Raw genomic sequence first — 24,507 nt, 5'->3', positions numbered from 1 at the left:
CGGCTAACAAGAGGGTTTAGATATCACTAACACACAGTATAAAGCTTATACAGCACAATAGAAATCGTAATTTATTTGTTAATGATAAGGAAATTAACTATGTATACATCAAAATGGAACATTGGGATCGACCTCTATCGAGATAGAATACAGCTAGTCGCTGCAAAGCGGCGCAGACAATACTGGCATTTATGTGAATGTTGGCAACAACAATTACCATTCGAGCTAACTGATAATTCTAGCCATGAACAATATCAAATTTTACTGAATATTTTATTACAATGGCGTCAGAAATTACCTAAAAAGTGTTCCGTATCCTTCGCATTACCCGCTGTCCGTACAATAAAACAACAAATTTCATTACCCAGTGAAATCAAATTGCCACAACCAGAATTAGGGTGGTATTTACAATCTCAAGCTGAAAAACGTTTTTCTATGCACGCCCAAGAGCTGGTTATCGACTATCGCGTCATCAAACAACAGGTTTATTTTAATGGGGCCCGCCAGTCAGATATTACTTTTTGGCAAAATCTATTTACAGAAAGCGGGTTCAATCTGCTTGCTATTGATGTCGCCCCCATAGCTTTACGTTATGTGGCAAGAAACGCGGGTTTACCCGATGAATGCTGGGTTATTCATTATCGACAAGGTGAATGGCTTTGGTCAGGGCCAATTAGCCAACCAGCTAATTATAACCATTTACAAGATACCGATATACCGACACTTTCCCACTTGCTGCCCTTTATTGATCAAGAAAAAGCCTCACCTATTTACCTCATTACAGATCATGAACAGATTTCTCGTACTGATGAGGTAGCTCACCACTGGGAATTACGCCAAGCTTTTCAACAGCATAATATTAAATTACCACAGTTACTGGGGGATTTTGTGATTGCTGCCGGTCTTGCTTTACGTCATGGAGATATTTAATTGATGGAAATATACCAAGTTAACTTTCTCCCTTGGCGCCAACAGCAAATAAAAAAGAAGATACGAGAGTTTTTACTCTTTTGTTCTGTGGTTTGCTGCTCAGTGATTATAGCGTGTGTTTTTTTATTTATTTTTCAACAAATTGAAATGAAAGACATAAAAAATAGAAAGCACAATAACCAACTACAATATGAACAGATACAACAATTAGTATTGCAAATCGCGACTCAACAAACACAGATTAATAGCTTAATGAGCAAAAAAAGAAAGATAGATAGCATCATAGTAAATAACCAATTTTTACTTAAGTTACTACAAAACCTTCCAACTCTAACTCCACCCAAAAGTTGGCTAACAAATCTACAGTTAATGAATAACAAAATAGAGATCAAAGCTAACAGTTATGATTTTCAAGATATCAATTCGCTTGGCTTACAACTTAAAAATCACCCAGGTTTGAGTGATATTCAATTGAAAAAAATCAGCCGAGTGAATCAATTAAACCGTTTACACCTCACAGCCAAATATCAAGGAGTGCTCGATGAATGAGTCCATACATTCTTTTTGGTATCGCCCATTTTGGCAACAAACCCTACCTGTTTGGTTCTTAATTGTGCTTTGTATCACTGCGGGGTATTTTTTATACTGGAAAAAAAATCAAAATCAGATCATGGAATTAACCATTGAGAACCTGAATTTAATTGAAGCAATTACAAGAGAAAAGAAAGCTCTCTATCACTCACCTTCGTTACAACAACTTGAAAAACAAGCTCAATCACTAAAGCAATCCGTTGATATTAAAGAAGCGCCTCTTGAATTACTGACACAGTTAAATACCTTGCTCTCACATTCATCTGTGACACTTAATCAATTGCAACCAACAGATACCAATACCTATTTTATGGAGTTTCAAGGCCACTTCATTCCTATTTATCACGTTATAGAACAGCTTCTTACCCTTCCTCAAACCCAGAGATGGCATTTTCATGACATAAAAATATATTTAAAACAAGGAATTATCATCACCTCCATCTCATTTTCATTGTTCAACGACACTCTCGCTATCAAGGATGAAAACCGCAATGAATAGCTCACGAACTAACATCCTCATGCTGATTGCTGGGGGACTCTTCTTTTTATCTTCATTTTTAATCTCTGCCGAAGAGGTTAGAGATCCCTTTGCACCACTGATACCTCCCTTAGTAACAGAAAACCAGCCTACCCCGGAAACAGCAGTAGCGCAGGTAACGCCAAGTAAAACATCATTAACCCAAAAGATATTTAAATTAATCTCAACCAATGTCCAAGAGGTTCGTCATCTATTAGAACATCCAGATACTTCGTTATTATCAAAAAATGCCTCTATCCATCACGATATCACGACAAACAGCCTCATTATTAAAGAGGATCCAGATCGATTAGCACTGATTGATGAATGGATAAAACATCAAGATAAGCCAAATAAACAAGTACAGATCACTGCACATATCATTAGTAGCAGCCGAACTGCATTACAGGAGTTGGGCTTAGAATGGGGAATGATGACAGGTGGAAATCTAAACGCTAATCACTTATATCGCTACAATCGTTACTCTTCAATATCAGGACAATTTGCCTTCAATGTTCTTAGTCTTGGTGATGGTTTACTTGAAATGAAACTGAAAGCATTAGAAAAAGAAAATCTGCTTTCTATTATTGCGAGTCCTCGTTTAGTTGCTTCGCATCAACAACCCGCAAGTATTCAGCAAGGTACAGAGATCCCCTATGTCACCAGTAATGACAAGAAAACACACGTACAATTTAAAGATGCTGTTCTGGGTATGGATGTTACCCCCTCGATTGTGCGTGATGAAAAAATTGAGTTAAACCTTAAAATTAGTCATAACTCACCCGATACTGCACTCACTAGCAGCCAACATCATCACTTAGCCATCAATAAACAAGAAATCGCAACTAACGTAACCATCAAAAATAATGAAACCCTTATCCTTGGGGGAATTTTTCAGCAAAAACAAGAAAAAACAGAGATGGGCTTACCCTTTTTATCTCATATCCCTTTTCTAGGTACATTATTCACAAATACGGCAGAGCATACAGATAAGCGTGTCCTTATTGTTTTTATAACACCAAAACTTATCAATATTTAACATGGAAAAAATAACGCATATACTTCAAATAGTTGAATACACAATAAGTCAAAGATGACAAAAAAAAATATTTTTTATGGCATAAACCTACCGGATAAATTTGACGCTGGCGTCGTTTTAGCATACAAGGTTATCCATTGAGTGTTCTAACTATCCGTAGATTAAAGAACAAGCTGTCAGTCGCTTATAAAACAGCCACAATTAATGTTGCTCTATTCTTAACAGAAATAACTTGCTGATACCAATAGCTAGAAACTGTTAAAAAGCATGATAAACAAGGCATTAGACAACATAGACGGCTCAAGTATCGAAACCTGTAATTTTAAATATGGCACTTTGCTTGCTTAGTGCCATATTTATATAGTTGCAATTCAGGTTGATGTATTGAGATAATTTTCTTATCTGATCTCACATCATCACTTATGAGGTTTCAGTTTAGGTCCCGCCGCTAATCTGATTGGCGGGGCGGGTAATCATTAACGAATAATCGTAGTAATACCAAAAAACATGGCAGAGAAACGCAATATCTTTCTGGTTGGACCAATGGGTGCTGGCAAAAGTACTATTGGCCGTCAGTTGGCTCAACAGCTTAATATGGAGTTTTTCGACTCTGATCACGAGATAGAAAAACGCACTGGCGCAGATGTAGGTTGGGTATTCGACCTTGAAGGTGAAGAAGGCTTTCGCGATCGCGAAGAAAAAATCATCAATGAGCTTACAGAGAAACAAGGCATTGTATTAGCAACAGGTGGTGGCTCTGTTAAGTCCAAAGAGACCCGTAATCGTCTATCCGCTCGCGGTGTCGTTGTTTATCTTGAGACCACAATTGAGAAACAATTATCTCGTACACAACGTGACAAAAAACGTCCACTGCTACAAGTTGACGAACCCGCACGTGAGGTTCTTGAGAAACTGGCTGACGAACGTAATCCTATGTATGAAGAAATTGCTGATATTACCATTCATACTGATGAGCAAAGTGCAAAAGTTGTTGCCAACCAAATCATTGAACTATTAGAAAAAAACTAATTGTTCATGGTGTTATTTTCAAAAATGAACTCAAGGTAAAGCAAGATGGAAAAAGTCACCGTCACTCTAGGCGAACGTAGCTATCCAATCAATATTGCACCCGGCTTATATCAACAAACCGGGGCATTTGAGCCATTAACTGCGGGTCAACGAGCAATGATCGTGACAAATGAAACTCTTGCCCCTATTTATCTCGATAAGATAAAGAATGCCCTTGAAACTTCAGGCGTAAAAGTTGATACCATCATTCTACCGGATGGTGAACAATACAAATCATTATTCATCATGAATGATGTATTTACCGCATTACTTGAAAAACACCATAACCGTGACACCACCCTCATCGCTCTTGGTGGGGGCGTCATTGGTGACCTAACAGGTTTCGCAGCAGCAAGCTATCAGCGTGGAGTACGTTTTATTCAAGTACCTACGACCTTATTATCTCAAGTGGACTCTTCTGTCGGTGGTAAAACCGCCGTCAATCACCCACTAGGGAAAAATATGATCGGCGCATTTTATCAGCCCGCTTCTGTTGTGGTTGATCTCAACTGCTTAAAAACTCTCCCACCAAGAGAACTTGCCTCCGGCTTAGCAGAAGTCATTAAATATGGCATTATCCTCGATAGTGAATTTTTTAGCTGGCTAGAAGAGAATATTGATGCCCTCGTCTCTCTTGATGACCAAGCGATGGCTTACTGTATTCGCCGTTGTTGTGAACTAAAAGCACAAGTGGTTGCTGCGGATGAAAAAGAAACCAGTGGGTTACGCGCATTATTGAACTTAGGTCATACCTTTGGTCATGCTATCGAAGCGCATATGGGCTATGGCGTCTGGTTACATGGTGAAGCTGTCGCGGCTGGCATGGTTATGGCAGCAAAAACAGCAGAATTACTTGGTCAATTTACTCCTGAACAAACTCAGCGGGTGGTCACACTTTTAGAGCGTGCATCACTTCCCGTCAAAGGCCCTTCACAAATGAAGCCCGATGATTATCTCCCACATATGATGCGAGATAAAAAAGTGATGGGTGGAAAACTGCATTTAATTTTGCCTACCACTATCGGCCATTCGGAAATGCGTTCAGATGTTGATACGCAGACTGTCATTGCGGCAATATCATCCTGTATGTCATAAAACGAAGAAAAAGCTGAATTTTTACTGGCGTTTTAAAATGTTACTGGTAGATGTTCACTAAAGTCGTTAAATTATACGGTGTGCCTACGCCTATATACGAAACTCTGAAAAAGCGTATTATCAATACCACTTTGGCTAGCGTGGTATTACGAAAGGATATATGCTTTAAATAAGCAGTGATGTCCTGCTTGGTCGTTAGAGGTTGTACTGATAAGAGACATTTTATCTCTACTATAGGCAAATTTTATTCGGGAGAGGAAAATGGACGAATTTAAACCAGATAACCAGTCTCAAGGTCAAAATGATCTTAGGCCTGATACATCAGATAGACCGACAGGGCGCTCACGCCAATCATCATCTGCTGCAAAACCTAAAATTGCACTTTCACGTCAACATATTATGATTGGTGTGGGTGTACTGGTCTTATTGCTGCTCATTATTGCTATCAGCTCAGCGCTGAAAGCCCCTACAGAGCATGAAAAGCAACAAACAACGGGTGCCAATAATTCACAGAATATCGATTTATCGGGTTCCTCATCGTTGACAAATTCACAAGGTCAAACGCTATCAGGGCAACCGCAAGAAATCACTGGTTCACAAATTACGCCAACGCCAACCCAAGGCGAACCTCAAACTCAACCAAATGGTCTGGGTGAGCGAATCGAAATACCTGGCGATGTAGTTGATGCCTTAAACCAAGGCCAAGTTTCTGTGCCAGGCACTAGCCAGCCACAAAATACGACACCGTTAACGCCACCAACCGTTAAACCTGTGGAACAACAACCCGTAGTCAAACCAGTAACGCCAGAAAAAACACCTGTAAAACCCGTTGAGCCAAAACACCCTGTGCAAACTAAACAGCCAGCAAAATCAACGGCAAGTAGCCAAGGTAGCAATATCATGTCTGCACCAGCAGGTAGCTACACATTGCAACTCAGCAGTGCAAGCCGCTCTGATACACTGGAAGCTTTCGCAAAAGAAAACAAATTGGCCAATTACAAAGTTTATAAAACCATACGTAATGGGCAAACTTGGTATGTTCTTATTCACGGAAATTATAGTTCAGTGACCGACGCAAAAAATGCAATAGGGACCTTACCTGCTGCAGTACAAGCGAAAAAACCGTGGGTTAGAAATATGAAACAAGTCAAACAGGATCAAAAATAACAACGTTTTTCCCCGGGCGCATTATGTTGTCCTGACAGAGTATAAATGCAGTTACTCTAAACGATTGTAATAATAAGACGGCATGAAAAAAAAACGCGCTTTTTTAAAATGGGCTGGGGGTAAATACCCCCTTGTGGAAGAAATCAAAAAACACCTTCCACAAGGTGATTGCTTAATTGAGCCTTTTGTTGGTGCTGGGTCAGTGTTTTTAAACACCAGTTATGATTCATACATACTGGCAGATATCAACAGTGACCTCATCAACCTCTACAATACGGTTAAAGACCGCGCTGATGCTTTTATTGAAGAAGCCCAGCAAATCTTCACACCTGAATATAATACTTCCGAACAATATTATTTAATGCGTGAAGCCTTTAACCAATCGACCGATACTGAGAAACGCAGTGTCCTTTTTTTATACTTAAACCGCCACTGCTATAATGGGTTATGCCGCTATAATTCTCGAGGTGAATTTAACGTTCCTTTTGGCCGCTATAAAAAACCCTATTTTCCTAAAGAAGAATTACTGTGGTTTGCTGAAAAATCACAAAATGCCACGTTTATGACTCAGCATTATGGTGAAACTTTGCTCAACGCAAAAGAGGGATCTGTTGTCTACTGTGACCCACCATATGCACCTTTATCAGATACAGCTAACTTCACGGCGTATCACACGAATGCATTTAATTCGCTCGAACAACAAAACTTAGCTATTTTGGCTCAAAAGTTATCAACAGAAAGTAAAATTCCTGTCTTGATCTCAAATCATGATACCCCGATGACGAGAGAGTGGTATTATCAAGCTCAATTGCATATTGTAAAAGTACGTCGCACCATTAGTAGAAATATATTAAACCGGACAAAAGTCAATGAGTTACTGGCATTATATCCGGGTATACCTAATAGCCTTTCTCCTAGAAAAACGGATAAGAAAAAAACGCAGCGCCTTGTACCTAGCGATGAATGGCTCTCAGATAACGATTAATAATCGGAGACAATAATGAAAAACTTTCTCATTGCCCCATCTATTTTATCTGCTGACTTTGCACGTTTAGGCGAAGATACCGCCAATGTTCTTGCAGCTGGTGCCGATATTGTGCATTTTGACGTTATGGACAACCACTACGTACCCAACTTAACGTTTGGCGCACCTATATGTAAAGCACTGCGAGACTACGGAATTACTGCACCTATCGATGTTCATTTAATGGTGAAGCCAGTTGACCGTATTATCCCAGATTTTGCTAAGGCCGGTGCAACTCATATTAGTTTCCATCCTGAAGCCAGCGAACATGTTGACCGCTCACTACAGTTAATTCGCGAACATGGCTGTACCGCGGGGTTAGTATTTAACCCAGCAACACCACTTAGCTACCTTGATTACGTCATGGATAAAGTCGATATGATCCTACTCATGTCTGTGAACCCAGGTTTTGGAGGCCAATCGTTTATTCCACAAACACTCAATAAATTGCGCCAAGTCCGTAAATTAATTGATGAAAGTGGCTATGATATTCGTTTGGAAGTCGACGGCGGTGTCAAAGTGAATAATATCGCAGAGATTGCAGCGGCAGGTGCCGATACCTTCGTTGCGGGTTCTGCTATTTTCGACCAACCGGACTATAAAACCGTCATCGACGCGATGCGTAACGAATTACAAAAGGTATCTCAATGACTGAAGTGGTATTAGAGAATATCAAAGCGATCGCTTTCGATTTAGACGGCACACTCGTAGACAGTGCAGCTGGCTTAGCTGAAGCCATCGACAACATGCTCAAAGAATTTAATTTTGCCCCTGCAGGTAAAGAACGCGTTTCTATTTGGGTAGGCAATGGTGTTGATGTGTTAGTTGAACGCGCACTTTCATGGGCGGGTGCCGAAATCACACCTGAGCGACAAAAAAAAGCTCGAGCCAGTTTTGATAAATTCTATGCAACGTCCGTCACAACAGGCAGCCAACTGTTTCCTGGAGTAAAAGACACTTTAGAGCAATTAGCAAAACATGGCTTACCTATGGGGATTGTTACTAATAAAGCGACCCCATTTATTGCGCCATTATTAAAGAAATTAGGTATTGAACACTACTTTTCTCTAGTCTTGGGTAGCGATGACGTCAAAGCTTTAAAACCGCATCCTGCTCCCCTCTACCTAACGATGGGAACATTCGGTTTACGTAAAGAAGAATTGCTTTTTGTCGGCGATTCTCGTAATGATATTATTGCAGCGAAAAGCGCTGAATGCCCGTGTGTCGGTCTGACCTACGGTTATAACTATGGTGAATCTATTGCACTGAGTGAACCGAACTGTGTATTAACACATTTTTCTGATTTATTACCTGCAATCGGGTTATCTGAAATAAAATAAGCAAGGACATAACTAAATGAGCACTCCCACTGAAAAATTAAAGCAACCCCAAAAACCAATCGTATTCAGCGGCGCACAGCCTTCCGGTGAATTAACCATCGGTAACTACATGGGTGCATTACGTCAGTGGGTACAAATGCAAGATGACTACGACTGCATTTACTGTATCGTTGACCAGCACGCCATCACCGTTCGCCAAGACCCTGTTGAACTGCGTAAAAGAACCCTCGATACACTTGCGCTCTATTTAGCATGTGGTATTGACCCGAAAAAAAGCACCATTTTTGTGCAGTCACACGTACCACAACACGCTCAACTGAGCTGGGCGCTTAACTGCTACACCTATTTCGGTGAGTTGAGCCGTATGACTCAGTTTAAAGATAAATCTGCCCGTCACGCTGAAAATATCAATGCGGGACTCTTTGATTACCCAGTACTAATGGCAGCAGATATTTTGATTTATCAAACGAATCAAGTACCTGTTGGTATTGACCAGAAACAACACCTTGAATTGAGCCGTGATATTGCTCAACGCTTCAATGCCATTTATGGTGATATTTTCACTGTACCCGATCCATTCATTCCGACTGGTGGTGGTGCCCGTGTTATGGCTCTGCAAGATCCAACCAAGAAAATGTCTAAGTCCGATGATAACCGTAACAACGTTATCGCCTTATTAGAAGACCCGAAATCTGTCGTGAAAAAAATCAAACGCGCAATGACTGACTCCGAAGAGCCACCTCGTATTCGTTATGATTTAGAAAACAAACCAGGGGTTTCTAACTTATTAGATATCATGTCGGGTGTGACAGGTAAGAAAATTGCTGAACTTGAAGCCGAATTTGAAGGGCAAATGTACGGTCATCTTAAAGGGGCCGTGGCAGAAGCCGTTTCCGGTATGTTAACCACACTTCAAACTCGTTATCATGAATTCCGTAATGATGAAGCGCTGCTAAACCAAATTATGGATGAAGGCGCAACCAAAGCCGCTGCTCGCGCACAAGAAACGTTAGATAAAGTTTACGAAGCTATTGGTTTTGTTAAACGCCCTCAGTAACAATCATTGTATTAACTCAGTAAAAATGGGGTTCTTCCCCATTTTTACTCTAATCAATTTTCACCAATTAATTCATTGATGCTGTTTATTTCACCTTAACGCTCTGAATCTAATTGTTCATTATTTTTCAGAACATCTTGCGCCTTGCTGTAGCTTTCAATTAATAATTGATAGGCAGGGAAAATTTGCGTGTAAGCCATTGCCCACTCCGCCGCATCTTCACGGTTCCAAGTCCCTTGTAATTCTGAAGCAACAGCCGCAGTATCCATTGGAACGACACCCGCTTGCACCACTCGCGCTAAGGTAATTTCTTGCGCCATTTTGCTGTAGGTGCCTGATGCATCAATGACCACAAATACTTGATAACCATCCATCACCGCACTAATCGCAGGGAAAGCCATACAAACACTGGTAATGGTTCCTGCAATAATTAATTGTTTTTTACCTGTTGCTTTTACCGCTGCCACAAACTCAGGGTTATCCCATGCATTAATTTCGCCACGGCGTGCAATATATTGTGCATGTGGTGCATTTTGATGAATTTCTGGTATCAACGGGCCATTTGGGCCTTGAGGTACAGAAGCAGTTGTTATTACTGGAATTTTAGCTAGGGAAGCCATTTTAGCCAGAACAGCGGCGCGAGCACGTAATTCCGTCATTGGCATATCACCTACAGTTTGAAATAAACCACTCTGGTGATCGATTAATAACATCACCGCATCTTCTGGGTTGATAGCAGGACGTTGACCATTAAAATTAGCAGGGCTACTCATGATGAAACCTCTCAATCGATAAAATATGAAACCTATTTTTGATTTAAAAATAGAACGATATCCGCTCCGTTTTCGTGTTATTTAGATTAATTCATCGATTTAAAGCTGAGTAGTCCAGTTTTTGATAAACACTGTTCTATAAATAGAATAATTAGACTTTATTTTATTGTTCTATCACTGCAACAATGAAACCTATTTTTGCCACTACTGCCAAATGATTTGCTCCTTTATTATTCAGTCATCAAAACAATTTTAGGAGCAAAACCATGAAAAAAATTATTGGTATCTATCAATCTCCTCGTAGCCATTGGGTAGGAGACGGCTTCCCTGTCCGTTCAATGTTTAGCTATAACGATCATGGGAAATACCTCAACCCATTCCTTTTGCTCGACAGAGCGGGGCCTTTTGATTTCCCAAGCTCAAATTCAGCAAACAGAGGCGTTGGAGAGCACCCACACCGTGGGTTTGAAACAGTCACGATTGTGTATGATGGCGAAGTCGCCCACCATGACTCTACGGGTGAAGGTGGTGTGATAGGCCCAGGTGATGTTCAGTGGATGACTGCAGCATCGGGTATTTTGCATCAAGAGTATCAGTCTGATGCCTTTATGAAAAAAGGTGGCACACTTGATATGGTGCAACTGTGGGTCAATTTGCCAGCAAAAGACAAATCAGCGGCCCCCGGCTACCAGCTGTTAGAAAGCCAAAGCATGCCAAAAGTCGCATTACCCAATGATGCAGGTACATTGCGAGTGATTGCCGGTGACTATTTGGGCAATAAGGGTGCAGCACAAACCTTTAGTCCATTGGATGTATGGGATTTGCAGCTTAACAAAGGTAAAACTGTGGGTATCCCAACTAAAGCGGGACGCCATGTCGGTTTAGTCATGCTACGTGGTTCAATATTTGTTGATGGCCGTTCTGCTTTAAACGAAGGGGAACTGATGATCCTCGACGATACAGACAGCAATATTCTGTTAGAAGCCACAGAAGATGCCTTAGTGCTGTTACTCAGTGGTGATCCCATTAATGAGCCAGTTGTTGGCTACGGCCCCTTTGTGATGAATACTGTTCAAGAAATCAATGAAGCCATAAATGATTTCAACAGTGGGAAATTTGGCCGCATTCCTGAAACACAATAAATGACGAATATTTCCCTGATAGCCTAATGCGCTATCGGGGAAATTTATTTCACTGACGGCGAAATATTATCTGCTAAATAATTTAACAGTAATTGGATTGACGGCAACAACCCTTTACGTGATGGATATACTGCATGAATGATATCTTCAGGAAACTGCCATTGCGGTAATACCTCTATCAAATTCCCTGATTCAATGTCTTTTTCTACCACACCATAAGGTAGCCTTGCGATCCCGACACCTTTTAGTGCCGCGCGGTATAACGTTAAGATATCTGTTGTCGCTAACTTAGGGGTAAAATGCTGCGTAAAGCTAAGGTCGTCACTGTTTTTGAGGGTTAATGTGTAATTTTGTGAATGCTCTGTATTCGCTAACATCGGGTAATCCACCAGCTTTTCTGGTTCTATGAGTTCATCCTGCTCTGCGAATAATTGTGGGCTAGCCACTAATATACGCCGTGAATACCCTAGCACTTTCATCATTAAGCCTGAATCATCTAAGGGCAATGAACGTACACGAATAGCTAAATCTAACCCTTCACTAATGACATCAACAGGGCGGTTAACCGCTAAGATTTGGATATCGATATCAGGATATTTCATCATAAAATCTACAAGTAATTCATTGAGATATACTTGTAATAGTGCAACTGGACACGATAGTTTGATCGTTCCTTTCGGGTGTGACTGAACGGAACAAATCAATTCGTGAGCAACTTCAGCTTCATCAACTACATTTTTACACTGCTGATAAAAAACTTGTCCCACTTCCGTGACATGAAACTGGCGGGTAGAACGGTAAATCAATGAAACATTAAGTTTTTTTTCTAAATCTGCAATGCGACGACTTAATTTAGATTTAGGGATCCCTAGAGCCAAACCCGCTTGTGAAAACCCACCATATTCGACAACTTTCACAAAATAGTAGAGATCATTTAAATCATATTGCATCTCATCCTCCCAACATTCCCAATCGCAATATCACCGTCTTACTAAAAACCCTAAAAAAGCGCTTTAAAAATGAATACTGCCACTTAAGGCCTGCAAACAAAACAAGACCATGTTGTGTATATGGAGAAAGGAAAAATTATTGCTCAGGGAACACATCTCGAATTAATGGCGAATATCCCGTGGTACCAACAGTTTATACAACAAATGCCTAAGACTTAGGCGTTATATTGCTAGCAAGTGCTTATGGCCAAATACTCTCTTTACCATAAGCACATTGCTTTATATTAACGCTTACCAAACAACCGGTGCTTAAACTCTTCAATTCGGTGGTTATCTAAACGGTTCTGCATGGTTAAGCTCCAACTTGCGGATAGCCCTGCAGCACTTAAAAGCCGCTGATACAGCTCTTCATCATAAGGGGCGTGAAATGCAATCATAATCGCTTCTTGTACTGAAATATCACTATTACGGCTCAATAATGTTAATGGCGTATTTTCACTAACATTGCCTGTTTTAATGACACGGTACAGCCAACCACAGCGCCCATTGTCTTGCATCATTTGTGCAAAATTTTCAATTCCCGTTAACCCATTGAGCTTATAACAAGGGGACCGAGGCTGAGTGACCTGAATACGCGCATCACCCCATGCAAAAATATCCCCAATAAATACGTTTTCTTCACTCATACCCAATGTTGATATATTTTCCCCAAATGCAGAGGCAACAAATAAATCGGCTAAATCAGGATAGGCATTTACCCAGAAATCATAATGTTCACGAGGATAATGGCAAAGTGCTCTATCAGGCCCGCCATGGAAGCGTTTTTCAGCTTGTTCATCGCCATCAAGTCCCAATTGCCCTAACATCAATAACCCATCGGCAGCTTGCTTATGAATAGCGCTGTGCCCACAAAACTGGGTTGCTTGGACTTTACCGATAAAAACTTGGGGAGATACTTTCATGCAAGATCACACCTTAATACTCACATAGGATGAAATAACTGTTACTGTGTTCAAGTTACCATAACCCATGGTTAATAACCTCACTAATTTTTAGCAGGGCTCCTATCAATGTCAGCTCTAAAATAATATATATCAATAGCCCCCAAGTGAGCGTAATCCACCAAGAATTAAACCACTTTAAAAATATCCATGGAAACCCAAGAATACGCGATACGGTTATCCCTGGTAACCTCAATTTTGGTATCCCTTTTGTCTTTGGTACTATTTGCCAGATGATCATTAACAAGAACATACCGCTAAACATGATAGTTCCCACCTGATTATCACCACCTTTAATTGTAATATTCACTACGTCAGCAATGACAGACATAATGAATACATATATCCCTGTCAGCACCATTATCGAAAATAGGAAATCCAATAATAAAAATATAGCACCAGAAGTGTCTTTATTTTTATTTAAAAAGAAAAATAATAACGCATCACTAAGATATAAATAGAAAATAAAAATCATCGCAACTGCGATAATAACCCGATTATCGATATCCGGAGACGGTGCCGCAATACAAAATATACTTCCCCAAAACATAAGAAGAAATAAATGAGAAAGAGAAAAACATACTCTAGGTTGACTGAAAAAAGCGGCCACTGCTGGATTAACTCGATCTGCAAGCTCTGGGTAATTTTGTATCAACTGCTGATATTGCTTCATCAACAAATCCAGCACCCCAGGTACTAACCGCATCCACCCAGTCACTTCTGCCTGCTTTCCAATTAAAAATTGCATTGTAAATGCTGAGATCGAGTACTTATGTGATGCTTCAATTTCGCAATCTTGCCATGCACGTTCAACAGCAGTTTTACGTAATTGATTTTGAATACCTTCTTGAATAAACATTGGAACCACACTGTCTGAATTATAATCATTTAACTGCCAATTCAATAATTCAGAAGCACAATCTACGGTCGATTCCATTAAGCCCTGCTGTTGTGATAATGCTTTGGCAAAATCCTTATGAAACTGAGCAAAAATGTGTAAATTGCCTTTTTCCATCACATGAGCCCAAAGAAAAGATAGCGCGGCCTTCCCTTTTCTTTCATTTTCCACAATCAGGCTCGCGACAGTATCAATTTCATCTTGAGTATAAACAGTTTCAGCCACTGCTATAGCAGGTAAAGGCTCATCTGCTACAAATGTATTTGATAACCAATCAGAAAAATAAATATCTTGATACCCGGTGTGGTCATTTAATAATACGGCTTCACCATAACTTTCGTCTTCAGAAGCAACTTCAGGCTGAGAACTCACTTGATAAGAGGATACGTTTTTTGCATTTTCAAATGCTTCTCTTAGCTGCTGATACTCTTTTGGATGAGTATCGGGTCGATATTTTTTGAGTTGCTTTGCATAAGCCCTACGGATTTCTTTTTCATCATGAGTGAACGGAATTCCCAATATTTGCCACATATCCATTAATGCAAATCCCTTTCATATCGTTTCAAAAATTGAACAACTTGCTGGCGAAATGTTGCGATCAAGCGTAAATCTTGGCTATTTAACGCTATCTCAAACTCAGTTGTTATCTTATCGACCCAAAGTCTGTCATCACCGAGCAAGAATTCATATAATTGAGAACAACGGGCTAACAATTCTCTATTTTCAGGCATATCCCTTGGATGCTGCTTTAACCCTGCAATTTTTGCCAAGCTGGCTGAAATTTGTGTCTCACTCATTTGGCCAGGTACCTTTTCAATCAATAACCGATAAACCTTAGGGCTACCTTGATAATGACACTCAACTTCAAGTAAACCATCAACCGTGTAAGTAAACCTAACTTCAATCGTCACTTCCCCGGCTGGTCGTGGAGGAATATCTATCTTTAATTCCCCAAGGAAAACATTATCTTTGACTAGGCGAGCTTCACCTTGATATACCTTGAGTAAAATATGCTCTTGGTTATCTACAATTGTACTTAGCTCCTGCATTTTACTGATAGGCAAGAAATTATTGCGTTCGATAATAGGAAGATAGTAACCAAATTCAAAACGCTCACCATGCTGTTTCGTGGTATCAACCCCCAATGAAAATGGCATGACATCGGTTAAAACGATATCATCCAAAGCGCAATCTGCCATTACCATACCTGCTTGGACACCAGCCCCTAAAGCAACTGCCTCATCAGGATTTAAATCATGCCGTGGAAATCGCCCGAAAAGACGAGCTACGGTTTGTCTAACGAGAGGCATACGTGTCGCCCCTCCCACTAGCAATATATCGTCAAGATCATTAAGCGAAAAACGGGAGTCATGCAATGCCTGTAAAATAGGTTGTTGAAGGCGAGCTAATAAAGGCTGACAACAAGTAGCTAGCTCTTGTTCTGTCATTTTCCATTCAAAATCTGACTCATTCCAATGCATAGAAACATAGCATTCTGGTGCTTGGCTCAAGGCTAACTTGAGATGTTCCGCCAATTTCAATAATTCAGGCCGTATCAGAAACTGATCTTTGTGTAATTCGGGGTACTTTTTCAACATCCACTGATAAATCACTTCACGAAAATCATCACCGCCTAAGCGTACATCACCACTACTAGCACAAACTTCGATAACGCCTTCAAACATATCGATGATCGATACGTCAAACGTGCCCCCTCCTAGGTCAAATGTGAGGTATTTATGTTCTTTATTTTCGAGTAACCCAAAAGCAAGTGAAGCGGCTGTTGGCTCATTTAATAACCTTACAACATTCAACCCAGCAAGCTGCCCCGCTGTTTTAACTGCGCGGCGCTGGACGTCATTAAAATAAGCAGGAACTGTAATTATGGCGTCTTTGACGGCATAACCTAACCATGCTTCAACATCATCTTTAAGTTGACGTAGCAACAAAGCGGAGACTTCTTCAGCACGAAATACAAGCTTACCTAGTGTTATAGTGGCATCGGTTCCCATATAACGTTTGAAACTCGCTTTAGTTATATTAGGATGACTTTGTAAACGTTCATGAGCAGCTTGTCCTACGATAATCTGGCCTTCATCATCTAAACCAACCACAGAAGGCGTTAGAACGTTTCCTTGTAGATTAGGAATTAGGACTGATTTGCCATCTAACCACAAACTTACCGCACTGTTACTTGTCCCAAGGTCAATCCCCATTACTAAGTGTGTTGCCAAACAATCCATTTTGATTTATTCCTTATTTATCAAAAAATTAAATCCATATCATTATTGAAATAAATTAATAACCAACATTTTAAATGATAATGAGTTTTATTTAATAATAAAAAGTAAAGTTTTGGAATCGATATCAAATTGTAGGCATAAAAAAAGCGCAGCATTAACGCTGCGCTTATAGCAAATTACGTTATCTTATAAGATTATTTAGCTTTCGCTGCAAAACGTGCTGCTGCTTCATCCCAGTTCACAACTGACCAGAATGCTTTAATATAATCAGGACGGCGGTTTTGGAATTTCAGATAATAAGCGTGTTCCCATACGTCTAAACCGATGATTGGGTAACCAGATACGCCTGAAATAGCCTCACCCATTAATGGGCTGTCTTGGTTCGCTGTTGAAACTACAGCTAATTTACCGTCATCTTTCAGAACCAGCCATGCCCAACCAGAACCGAAACGGGTTGCAGCTGCTTTTTCAAACAGTTCTTTGAATGCATCAACGCTACCGAAATCACGCTCAATCGCAGCTTTTAATTCGCCTTTTAATTCAGTACCTAATTTCAAACCTTTCCAGAACAGACTATGGTTTGAGTGGCCACCTGCGTTGTTACGAACAAACGTACGTTGATCAGCAGGAATTTGGTCTAATTTTTGAATCAGAACATCGATATCTAAACCTGCTAATTCAGGTAGTTTTTCTAACGCTGTATTGGTGTTAGTCACATAGGTTTGATGGTGCTTAGTATGGTGGATTTCCATGGTTTGCTTGTCAAAATGTGGTTCCAACGCATCATAAGCATAAGGTAAAGCAGGTAATGTATAACTCATATTATTGTCTCCAGTGACGTAAATACCGCTATGTTTCTCATTTTTACCACAAGGCTCATAGGGTAAACACTTGCGTAACTTCGCACCTTGTGAATAACTATCTATTATAGTTATTTTACTGTTAATGAAAATCATTATCAAACCCATGAGAAATGTATGGATATTTATATTCGCTATGAGAACTTGTTTATTCAGTAACTAATACCAACAACCCCGCCATTTATTTTTCTTTAAATCTACCTTTTATTATATTTTTAGATTTATATATCAATTTGATATTTAGCATCAAATGATAATCCTGCAAATCTCATTACAATTAATACGTGATCTTCCGCGCAAAAGAAAAACAAATTTAAAAATCGTGCTTTAGTTAACCATTTTTTGACATAGTATTAACATCTGCAAGGAGATAATAATATGACTCAAATAACTAAACATCCCGTTCCTGCTGAAATTGCAAAAAATGCCCTGATAAACGAACAACAGTATAACGATGAGTACCAACGCTCGATTCAAGACCCTGAAGGATTTTGGGGCGAAAAAGGAAAAATCGTTGATTGGATTAAACCGTACACTCGTGTTAAAAACACCTCTTTTGACCCCGGGCACATCGATATCCGCTGGTTTGAAGACGGTACATTAAATTTAAGTGCTAACTGTTTGGATCGCCATCTGGCTGAAAAAGGCGACCAAACTGCGATTATTTGGGAAGGCGATGACCCTTCATCGTCAAAAAATGTCACTTACCGCGAACTGCACCATGATGTTTGTCAGTTTGCTAATGTCCTAAAACAACAAGGGATCCGTAAAGGTGATGTCGTCGCCATTTACATGCCGATGGTTGTCGAAGCTGCTGTCGCGATGCTAGCTTGTGCTCGTATTGGTGCTATACATACGGTCATTTTTGCTGGTTTCTCCCCTGAGGCGGTCTCTGGTCGCGTTATCGACTGTAAAGCGAAGCTCATCATCACTGCAGATGAAGGCTTACGTGCTGGCCGCGCAATTCCATTAAAGAAAAATGTGGATGACGCACTCGCCAACCCACAAGTCACAACGGTTTCTAATGTGATTGTTTACCAACGCACAGGCAACGCGCCGAGCTGGATAGAAGGCCGTGATCTCTGGTGGCACGACGTCATCAAAGGCGTCAGTGCAGATTGCCCTCCAGAAGAAATCAACGCAGAAGACCCGCTGTTCATCCTATATACCTCAGGCTCTACAGGTAAACCGAAAGGCGTTCTGCATACCACTGGCGGTTATTTAGTCTATGCCACACTGACATTTAAATACACCTTCGACTACCATCCAGGTGAAGTCTATTGGTGTACTGCAGATGTAGGCTGGGTAACAGGCCATAGCTATTTGTTATATGGGCCATTATCCAATGGCGCTAAAACATTAATGTTCGAAGGGGTACCTAATTACCCAGCAGTTAACCGAATGAGCCAAGTGGTTGATAAACACCAAGTCAATATCCTTTATACTGCCCCAACGGCTATCCGCGCATTAATGGCCGAAGGCGATAAAGCCATTGAAGGTACAGATCGCAGCTCATTACGAATTCTCGGCTCCGTGGGGGAACCCATTAACCCTGAAGCTTGGGAATGGTTCTATAAAAAAATTGGTAACAGCCGCTGCCCTGTTGTCGATACATGGTGGCAAACCGAAACAGGTGGTTTCATGATCACACCACTTCCAGGGGCAACCATGTTAAAGCCAGGGTCTGCAACATTGCCATTCTTTGGTGTTCGCCCTGCATTAGTCGATAACCTTGGTGAACCTATCGAAGGCGCCACAGAAGGTAACTTAGTGATTGTTGATTCATGGCCGGGCCAAGCCCGAACCTTATTCGGCGATCACGAACGCTTCGAGCAAACCTATTTCTCAACCTTTAAAGGCATGTACTTTAGTGGTGATGGTGCTCGTCGTGATGAAGATGGTTATTACTGGATCACTGGCCGTGTTGACGATGTACTGAATATTTCGGGCCACCGTTTAGGTACCGCAGAAATAGAATCAGCGCTCGTTGCACATCCGAAAGTGGCTGAAGCTGCCGTGGTCGGTATTCCTCATAATATTAAAGGCCAAGCAATCTATGCTTATGTCACATTAATATCTGGGGTTGAGCCATCACCAGAGCTATACACCGAAGTTCGCAACTGGGTTCGTAAGGAAATCGGCCCTATTGCCACCCCGGATGTACTTCACTGGACGGATTCACTACCCAAAACCCGTTCCGGTAAAATCATGCGTCGCATCCTACGAAAAATTGCATCAGGAGACACCAGTAATTTCGGAGATACCTCCACTCTGGCTGATCCAGGTGTTGTCGAAAAACTACTCGAAGAAAAACAGTCTATGAGTATGTCATAACGCCAAAAGGCCAACTCATAGAGGCGGCCTTACATACATCCCAACAAGATGGTTTACTCTAAATAATTCGAGGTGCAGCTAGGCGACAAGCGAACGAAACACGAGGAGCATACATAAGTATGTGACTCGTGTGAGTGAGTGCAGTCAACAAAGCTGCAACTTGAAGTATGACGAGTATAACAGAGGAGAACTCTGATGAATGCTACTGCTTACGAAAAGGTAGAGGATAACCCTCGCTTTCAAGAACTGGTTAGGAAACGTAGTCGCTTTTCATGGTTGTTATCTGCAATAACGCTCGTGCTGTATGTGGGTTTTATTTTTCTTATCGCTTTTGACCCAAGCTGGCTTGGAACACCAATATCCGAAGGTTCATACATAACAAGAGGGATCCCTGTTGGTGTAGGGCTAATCGTCATTTCGTTTGTACTCACTGGGCTTTACGTCATCCGAGCCAACGGTGAATATGACCGCTTAACGGCAGAAATTTTAAAAGAGGTAGAAAAATGAAAATATTGCTCTCACTCATTCTCTTTTTTACCTCATCAATGGCGTTTTCTGATGCATTGACAGGGGATGTTGAACGCCAGCCTGTAAATATTCAGGCGATTGTGATGTTCTTACTGTTTGTCGGCTTCACTTTATATATTACCTACTGGGCGTCAAAAAGAACGCGTTCTCGCTCTGATTACTACACTGCGGGCGGGAAAATTACCGGTTTCCAAAACGGGATGGCTATCGCGGGTGACTTTATGTCGGCTGCCTCCTTCTTAGGGATCTCTGCTCTGGTTTATACCTCTGGCTATGATGGCTTAATCTACTCGATTGGCTTCTTAATTGGCTGGCCGATCATTCTATTCTTAATTGCCGAGCGCTTACGTAATTTAGGTCGCTATACCTTCGCTGATGTTGCTTCTTATCGATTAAAACAAAGACCAATTCGTATTCTATCTGCGGTTGGCTCTCTGGTTGTTGTTGCACTGTATCTTATTGCTCAAATGGTTGGTGCGGGTAAATTAATTGAATTGTTATTTGGTCTCAATTACCACGTCGCGGTTGTTATTGTGGGTATATTGATGGTGCTATATGTCCTATTTGGTGGAATGTTAGCCACAACTTGGGTGCAAATTATTAAAGCCATCTTGTTATTAGCGGGTGCAACATTCATGGCCGTTATGGTTATGAAGCATGTTGGCTTTAACTTTAATACCTTATTTAAAGAAGCCGTTGAAGTTCATAAAAATGGTATTGCCATTATGAGCCCAGGAGGACTGGTTTCCGACCCAATATCCGCCTTATCCCTTGGTCTTGCATTGATGTTTGGTACCGCTGGCCTCCCTCACATTATTATGCGATTCTTCACCGTTAGTGACGCTAAAGAAGCTCGTAAAAGTGTGTTCTATGCCACTGGATTTATCGGTTACTTTTACATCTTAACCTTTATTATTGGTTTTGGTGCCATCGTTCTAGTCAGTTCCAATCCTGCATTTAAAGATGCTACTGGAGCACTTATCGGTGGAACAAACATGGCTGCTGTTCACCTTGCAGATGCCGTCGGTGGCAATTTCTTCTTAGGCTTTATTTCTGCAGTTGCATTCGCCACTATCCTTGCTGTTGTTGCTGGTTTAACCTTAGCAGGCGCCTCCGCGGTTTCCCATGACCTGTATGCGATGGCAATGAAAAATGGTAAAGCGGATGAAAAAGATGAATTACGTGTCTCTAAAATTACCGTTGTTATCTTAGGTTTTGTTGCAATTGGCCTCGGTATTTTGTTTGAAAAACAAAACATTGCCTTTATGGTTGGCTTAGCATTCTCTATTGCGGCTAGTTGTAACTTCCCAATCATTTTACTGTCGATGTACTGGCGTAAGCTGACAACTCGCGGTGCATTGGCTGGCGGTTGGTTAGGGCTAATTACTGCTGTTGTTTTAATGATTTTAGGACCAACCATCTGGGTCAGTATTCTTCACCATGAAAAACCAATCTATCCATATGAGTACCCAGCCTTCTTCTCCATGATTGTTGCATTTGTTGCTTCATGGCTATTCTCTGTAACAGATAATTCAGAACAAGGAAAAATGGAAAGAGAGCGCTTTAAAGAGCAATTTGTTCGTTCACAAATTGGACTCGGTATTGAGCAGGGTAAATCACACTAAACCTAACTTTATTGCCACACCAAACGGCTCAGTGTATCGAGCCGTTTTTTATTAATAGTTTATTTAAACCTCTTTTAGTTTCATCATTATTTCTCTTTATATTATCTTATAAATCAATATGATAAATAAAATCACATAAAGGAGTTGATAGTATATTTAACTCTTATTATCAGAAGTTTTATATAAAAAAAATCCTTCTTTCTACGTAGAGAAAAGAAGGATATTAATAATATTGAAGAACTTATTTTTGTTTTCGTTATTCGATACTATCTTGCATAGTGTTGTCTTTCTACATCAACCCAATTTTCTACTAATGAATAAAACTCTGCTGAACTTGTTTTTCTTTCTTCTTGTAATTTTTTAAATTCTTGCTTGTTTTTCGGCGTATAACGAGAAAGTAACTGGCCTAATACAATATTTTTATCTGCGAATTGGGAACCTAGTTTTAATTTTTTATACAGCACTACTGTAATCAACCCACTGATAGCGAGCATTCCAATGACAGTGACAAAGCTATAGTCAATGCCAAGGGTATTTCTCACTGTATTTAACAGTAAAAAAGGAACAAAAAACATCACTAATAAAGAAAGAATCGTTGCACCGTCTTGCCCATTATTAAATTCATTTTCTTTCTGTTTATTTACAGAAATAATTTGGTCGAAAATTCGATGATTAGCGCTTTTTGATTTATTCATCTGACCCACCTTTGCTATACAAATATTGTTTACACGAAATACCATTCATTAAAAGGTATAACTTGCTTAGCTGGCCTATCTTTCATATCTGGATGTAAGTTTCTTTCCTTTGAAAATTTCACTTATAAGCAAACTTCATCGGTAACGTGATAGCTAGATATACCATTAACTACCTAACACAGTATAAATGTAAGAAATTGAAACATCAATTTAACAATTTTTATATAAAAAAATAAACAATAGTGCGCTTATTCATTAAAAATATGCAAACAAAATAGTTAATTTATTTATGAGTAAAATTGGTTATTTTATTTTTATCTATTGATATTAATGAATTTATTGTTCAAATAATGACTTACTTGCGTTACTTAATTAACACCATAAAAACCATTAAAACTATAAACATTATAGGATAAGTTAAGAGTAATCCCGTCAGATAGTTTCATTAAGTCATTATTATTTTTAATAGATCATAGATTATCTATCAACCAGAGAGTCAAATCACACAGCAATTGCACTCGGAGATATAAACTTATCTAACCTACCTCTACTACCTTTGCTGTAAAGCTGTTATTTACTATTTTACCCCCTTCAATTACATTTACCATCTCAATATCCCAATACAATAATTACGAAACCTGAAATATAGTCATCACTAAATATATATTCTTTGTCATCACAATTTATGAGCTTTTACTTGCTACTTTATGTTTCTTAATCACATTTATCACTTAAATACAGGGAATTGAGTTTTCCTCCTACCCTCCTCACCCATTCTCTATACGGCTAAAAAGAGAGGTGAGTTGTTACTTACTACTTTGCATTTAATATATCCATTCATTACACCAATACAACCGCTCCCCCTCCATTACTTCTCCTACCCCCTGTTATCCCACCTTCACCAACAGCCACCGTCTCCTTCAACAAGTGAGTTGTTACTGACTACTTTGACTCAAGCGGTGTCATTCATCACCGTGATGGACAAACATCCAATCCACAGTACTCTCGTGATATTCTTAAAATTCCGCTACCCTAAACAACCTGTGAGCTGTTACTCACTACTTTGCATCCACAATATCCATTCAGCGCACCAATACAACCGCTTCCCCTCCATTACTTCTCCTACCCCTGTTATCACACCTTCACCAACAGCCACCGTCTCCTTCAACAAGTGAGTTGTTACTGACTACTTTGGCTCAAGCGATGTCATTCATCACCGTGATGGGGAAACACCCAACCCACAATATTTATTTGATTTTATTAAAATTTCGCTACCCTAAATAATCTGTGAGCTGTTACTCACTACTTTGCATTCACAATATCCATTCAGCGCACCAATACAACCGCTCCCCCTCCATTACTTCTCCTACCCCTGTTATCACACCTTCACCAACAGCCACCGTCTCCTTCAACAAGTGAGTTGTTACTGACTACTTTATGTTTATTAATCGCATCCATCATTTAAATACAAGGAATTGAGTTTTTCCTCCTACCCACCTCGTCCCGGTCAAAAAAGAGGTGAGTTGTTACTGATATCTTTGATTCAAGCGATGTCATTCATCACCGTGATGGGCAAGCATCCAATCCACAATATTTATTTGATTTTATTAAAATTTCACTACCCTAAACA

The 24,507-nt window shown here is 40.2% G+C and carries 22 protein-coding genes; 15 read left to right on the top strand and 7 right to left on the bottom strand.

Annotated elements, in window-relative coordinates; all coding sequences use genetic code 11:
- Positions 1-99 precede the first annotated feature (99 nt).
- The 11 genes from SJ312_RS11690 (at position 100) to trpS (ending at position 9,828) form a co-directional block, all read left to right on the top strand.
- Positions 100-930 (top strand): hypothetical protein, encoded by an 831-nt coding sequence (locus SJ312_RS11690; RefSeq protein WP_036958620.1) that lies wholly within the window; start codon positions 100-102, stop codon positions 928-930.
- Between the two features lie 3 nt (positions 931-933).
- Positions 934-1,479 carry a PilN domain-containing protein gene (locus tag SJ312_RS11685; RefSeq protein WP_153673303.1) on the top strand — a complete coding sequence of 182 codons (546 nt, stop codon included), beginning with the start codon at positions 934-936 and terminating at the stop codon, positions 1,477-1,479.
- Entirely contained in the window at positions 1,472-2,020 is a 549-nt protein-coding gene (locus SJ312_RS11680) for a hypothetical protein (protein WP_110592746.1), read from the top strand. Before SJ312_RS11685 ends, SJ312_RS11680 begins: the two co-directional genes overlap by 8 nt.
- Positions 2,013-3,077 carry a transporter gene (locus SJ312_RS11675; protein ID WP_405029951.1) on the top strand — a complete coding sequence of 355 codons (1,065 nt, stop codon included), beginning with the start codon at positions 2,013-2,015 and terminating at the stop codon, positions 3,075-3,077. The genes SJ312_RS11680 and SJ312_RS11675 overlap by 8 nt, the downstream gene beginning before the upstream one ends.
- A 507-nt stretch (positions 3,078-3,584) precedes the next feature.
- Complete coding sequence (aroK, locus tag SJ312_RS11670; protein ID WP_004263200.1) at positions 3,585-4,106, top strand: shikimate kinase AroK; 522 nt, start codon at positions 3,585-3,587, stop codon at positions 4,104-4,106.
- Between the two features lie 45 nt (positions 4,107-4,151).
- Positions 4,152-5,240, top strand: a complete 1,089-nt coding sequence (gene aroB / locus SJ312_RS11665; RefSeq protein ID WP_004263201.1) for a 3-dehydroquinate synthase — start codon at positions 4,152-4,154, stop codon at positions 5,238-5,240.
- 261 nt (positions 5,241-5,501) lie between these two features.
- The gene (locus tag SJ312_RS11660) at positions 5,502-6,407 is read left to right on the top strand and encodes an SPOR domain-containing protein (protein ID WP_096863477.1); all 906 of its coding nucleotides are present in this window, start codon (positions 5,502-5,504) and stop codon (positions 6,405-6,407) included.
- A gap of 82 nt (positions 6,408-6,489) precedes the next feature.
- Entirely contained in the window at positions 6,490-7,392 is a 903-nt protein-coding gene (gene dam / locus SJ312_RS11655) for an adenine-specific DNA-methyltransferase (protein ID WP_004263205.1), read from the top strand.
- 15 nt (positions 7,393-7,407) lie between these two features.
- A complete protein-coding gene (gene rpe / locus SJ312_RS11650; protein ID WP_004263207.1) occupies positions 7,408-8,082 on the top strand; it encodes a ribulose-phosphate 3-epimerase in 675 nt (224 codons plus the stop codon).
- Positions 8,079-8,771, top strand: a complete 693-nt coding sequence (locus SJ312_RS11645) for a phosphoglycolate phosphatase (protein ID WP_140171897.1) — start codon at positions 8,079-8,081, stop codon at positions 8,769-8,771. Before rpe ends, SJ312_RS11645 begins: the two co-directional genes overlap by 4 nt.
- A 16-nt stretch (positions 8,772-8,787) precedes the next feature.
- Positions 8,788-9,828, top strand: coding sequence for a tryptophan--tRNA ligase (gene trpS / locus SJ312_RS11640; protein WP_004263211.1), 1,041 nt, complete (start codon positions 8,788-8,790; stop codon positions 9,826-9,828).
- 95 nt (positions 9,829-9,923) lie between these two features.
- Here trpS and SJ312_RS11635 read toward each other — a convergent pair whose 3' ends face one another.
- Positions 9,924-10,601: a hydrolase gene (locus tag SJ312_RS11635; protein ID WP_004906617.1), complete on the bottom strand. Its 678-nt coding sequence runs from the start codon at positions 10,599-10,601 to the stop codon at positions 9,924-9,926.
- A gap of 266 nt (positions 10,602-10,867) precedes the next feature.
- On the opposite strand from SJ312_RS11635, the gene SJ312_RS11630 reads away from it, so the two are divergent.
- Positions 10,868-11,743: a pirin family protein gene (locus SJ312_RS11630; RefSeq protein WP_004263218.1), complete on the top strand. Its 876-nt coding sequence runs from the start codon at positions 10,868-10,870 to the stop codon at positions 11,741-11,743.
- 44 nt (positions 11,744-11,787) lie between these two features.
- Here the strand turns inward: SJ312_RS11630 and SJ312_RS11625 are convergent, their stop codons facing one another.
- The 5 genes from SJ312_RS11625 to sodA all read right to left on the bottom strand — a co-directional run bounded on the left by SJ312_RS11625 (position 11,788) and on the right by sodA (position 17,656).
- Complete coding sequence (locus tag SJ312_RS11625) at positions 11,788-12,693, bottom strand: LysR substrate-binding domain-containing protein (RefSeq protein ID WP_110592748.1); 906 nt, start codon at positions 12,691-12,693, stop codon at positions 11,788-11,790.
- A gap of 284 nt (positions 12,694-12,977) precedes the next feature.
- Positions 12,978-13,655 (bottom strand): 6-hydroxyaminopurine reductase, encoded by a 678-nt coding sequence (gene yiiM / locus SJ312_RS11620; protein WP_110592749.1) that lies wholly within the window; start codon positions 13,653-13,655, stop codon positions 12,978-12,980.
- 55 nt (positions 13,656-13,710) lie between these two features.
- Entirely contained in the window at positions 13,711-15,129 is a 1,419-nt protein-coding gene (locus SJ312_RS11615) for a J domain-containing protein (RefSeq protein ID WP_319867777.1), read from the bottom strand.
- Positions 15,129-16,835, bottom strand: coding sequence for an Hsp70 family protein (locus SJ312_RS11610; protein WP_036958621.1), 1,707 nt, complete (start codon positions 16,833-16,835; stop codon positions 15,129-15,131). Before SJ312_RS11610 ends, SJ312_RS11615 begins: the two co-directional genes overlap by 1 nt.
- A 194-nt stretch (positions 16,836-17,029) precedes the next feature.
- On the bottom strand, positions 17,030-17,656 hold the full coding sequence (gene sodA, locus SJ312_RS11605; protein WP_004906628.1) for a superoxide dismutase [Mn]: 627 nt from the start codon (positions 17,654-17,656) through the stop codon (positions 17,030-17,032).
- A gap of 417 nt (positions 17,657-18,073) precedes the next feature.
- Between sodA and acs the strand changes: the two genes are divergently transcribed.
- From acs to actP, 3 genes are all read left to right on the top strand, one after another.
- Complete coding sequence (gene acs / locus SJ312_RS11600) at positions 18,074-20,029, top strand: acetate--CoA ligase (RefSeq protein WP_096863473.1); 1,956 nt, start codon at positions 18,074-18,076, stop codon at positions 20,027-20,029.
- A 195-nt stretch (positions 20,030-20,224) separates the two neighbouring features.
- On the top strand, positions 20,225-20,536 hold the full coding sequence (locus SJ312_RS11595) for a DUF485 domain-containing protein (RefSeq protein WP_004263244.1): 312 nt from the start codon (positions 20,225-20,227) through the stop codon (positions 20,534-20,536).
- On the top strand, positions 20,533-22,182 hold the full coding sequence (gene actP / locus SJ312_RS11590) for a cation/acetate symporter ActP (RefSeq protein ID WP_004263246.1): 1,650 nt from the start codon (positions 20,533-20,535) through the stop codon (positions 22,180-22,182). The genes SJ312_RS11595 and actP overlap by 4 nt, the downstream gene beginning before the upstream one ends.
- 266 nt (positions 22,183-22,448) lie before the next feature.
- Here actP and SJ312_RS11585 read toward each other — a convergent pair whose 3' ends face one another.
- Positions 22,449-22,877, bottom strand: a complete 429-nt coding sequence (locus tag SJ312_RS11585; protein WP_165119629.1) for a hypothetical protein — start codon at positions 22,875-22,877, stop codon at positions 22,449-22,451.
- Positions 22,878-24,507 lie beyond the last annotated feature (1,630 nt).

The sequence above is a fragment of the Providencia sp. CIM-Carb-044 genome, from assembly GCF_033901115.1.
GTDB classification, from domain to species: Bacteria; Pseudomonadota; Gammaproteobacteria; order Enterobacterales; family Enterobacteriaceae; genus Providencia; species Providencia hangzhouensis.
Note: the sequence above shows the minus strand (reverse complement) of the source record. Positions and strands in the feature narration are given on the sequence as shown.

What these genes read in the sequence shown, in the direction of transcription:
- SJ312_RS11690 (WP_036958620.1), top strand. Translation starts at nt 100, where the DNA reads ATGTATACATCAAAATGGAACATTGGGATCGACCTCTATCGAGATAGA.
- SJ312_RS11685 (WP_153673303.1), top strand. Translation starts at nt 934, where the DNA reads ATGGAAATATACCAAGTTAACTTTCTCCCTTGGCGCCAACAGCAAATA.
- SJ312_RS11680 (WP_110592746.1), top strand. Translation starts at nt 1,472, where the DNA reads ATGAATGAGTCCATACATTCTTTTTGGTATCGCCCATTTTGGCAACAA.
- SJ312_RS11675 (WP_405029951.1), top strand. Translation starts at nt 2,013, where the DNA reads ATGAATAGCTCACGAACTAACATCCTCATGCTGATTGCTGGGGGACTC.
- aroK (WP_004263200.1), top strand. Translation starts at nt 3,585, where the DNA reads ATGGCAGAGAAACGCAATATCTTTCTGGTTGGACCAATGGGTGCTGGC.
- aroB (WP_004263201.1), top strand. Translation starts at nt 4,152, where the DNA reads ATGGAAAAAGTCACCGTCACTCTAGGCGAACGTAGCTATCCAATCAAT.
- SJ312_RS11660 (WP_096863477.1), top strand. Translation starts at nt 5,502, where the DNA reads ATGGACGAATTTAAACCAGATAACCAGTCTCAAGGTCAAAATGATCTT.
- dam (WP_004263205.1), top strand. Translation starts at nt 6,490, where the DNA reads ATGAAAAAAAAACGCGCTTTTTTAAAATGGGCTGGGGGTAAATACCCC.
- rpe (WP_004263207.1), top strand. Translation starts at nt 7,408, where the DNA reads ATGAAAAACTTTCTCATTGCCCCATCTATTTTATCTGCTGACTTTGCA.
- SJ312_RS11645 (WP_140171897.1), top strand. Translation starts at nt 8,079, where the DNA reads ATGACTGAAGTGGTATTAGAGAATATCAAAGCGATCGCTTTCGATTTA.
- trpS (WP_004263211.1), top strand. Translation starts at nt 8,788, where the DNA reads ATGAGCACTCCCACTGAAAAATTAAAGCAACCCCAAAAACCAATCGTA.
- SJ312_RS11635 (WP_004906617.1), bottom strand. Translation starts at nt 10,601, where the DNA reads ATGAGTAGCCCTGCTAATTTTAATGGTCAACGTCCTGCTATCAACCCA.
- SJ312_RS11630 (WP_004263218.1), top strand. Translation starts at nt 10,868, where the DNA reads ATGAAAAAAATTATTGGTATCTATCAATCTCCTCGTAGCCATTGGGTA.
- SJ312_RS11625 (WP_110592748.1), bottom strand. Translation starts at nt 12,693, where the DNA reads ATGCAATATGATTTAAATGATCTCTACTATTTTGTGAAAGTTGTCGAA.
- yiiM (WP_110592749.1), bottom strand. Translation starts at nt 13,655, where the DNA reads ATGAAAGTATCTCCCCAAGTTTTTATCGGTAAAGTCCAAGCAACCCAG.
- SJ312_RS11615 (WP_319867777.1), bottom strand. Translation starts at nt 15,129, where the DNA reads ATGGATATGTGGCAAATATTGGGAATTCCGTTCACTCATGATGAAAAA.
- SJ312_RS11610 (WP_036958621.1), bottom strand. Translation starts at nt 16,835, where the DNA reads ATGGATTGTTTGGCAACACACTTAGTAATGGGGATTGACCTTGGGACA.
- sodA (WP_004906628.1), bottom strand. Translation starts at nt 17,656, where the DNA reads ATGAGTTATACATTACCTGCTTTACCTTATGCTTATGATGCGTTGGAA.
- acs (WP_096863473.1), top strand. Translation starts at nt 18,074, where the DNA reads ATGACTCAAATAACTAAACATCCCGTTCCTGCTGAAATTGCAAAAAAT.
- SJ312_RS11595 (WP_004263244.1), top strand. Translation starts at nt 20,225, where the DNA reads ATGAATGCTACTGCTTACGAAAAGGTAGAGGATAACCCTCGCTTTCAA.
- actP (WP_004263246.1), top strand. Translation starts at nt 20,533, where the DNA reads ATGAAAATATTGCTCTCACTCATTCTCTTTTTTACCTCATCAATGGCG.
- SJ312_RS11585 (WP_165119629.1), bottom strand. Translation starts at nt 22,877, where the DNA reads ATGAATAAATCAAAAAGCGCTAATCATCGAATTTTCGACCAAATTATT.